Source organism: Achromobacter sp. SIMBA_011 (assembly GCF_046535435.1).
In the GTDB taxonomy this organism is placed as follows: Bacteria; Pseudomonadota; Gammaproteobacteria; order Burkholderiales; family Burkholderiaceae_B; genus Achromobacter; species Achromobacter dolens.
Genome location: NZ_JAWRWN010000184.1, coordinates 1 through 331 on the forward strand (window position 1 = coordinate 1; position 331 = coordinate 331).

Below are 331 nucleotides of genomic sequence, written 5' to 3' on the forward strand. Positions count from 1 at the left end.
GGGCATGAGGACCAGGTGCTTGCGCTGTGGGCTCGCGTTGCGCGCGAAAAACCGGATGGACAGACGTGACGCATCGACTCGCGTTTCCATCATGATCACGTTGTTCGTGAGCTGCGATACCTGCTCGGCCGACAGGCTCGCGCCCAGCGAGAGATTAAGCGTCTTCTCCAACGATGCACCCGCCGCCATCAACTGCTGATACATCGTCTGAAGATCCGTGTACGGACCCAATACCGCACGGCCGGTCAGCGAAGTGACCTGATTGCGTACGAGTTGCTGCTCGTAGAATCCATCACCCAGACGCTTCGGAATATGCGTGAGGTCGACGCCG

The 331-nt window shown here is 59.2% G+C and carries 1 protein-coding gene; it reads right to left on the minus strand.

The window, feature by feature from the left end:
- The coding region (locus SB816_RS30490; RefSeq protein ID WP_410548051.1) for a hypothetical protein at positions 1-331 on the minus strand (331 nt) is incomplete at both ends.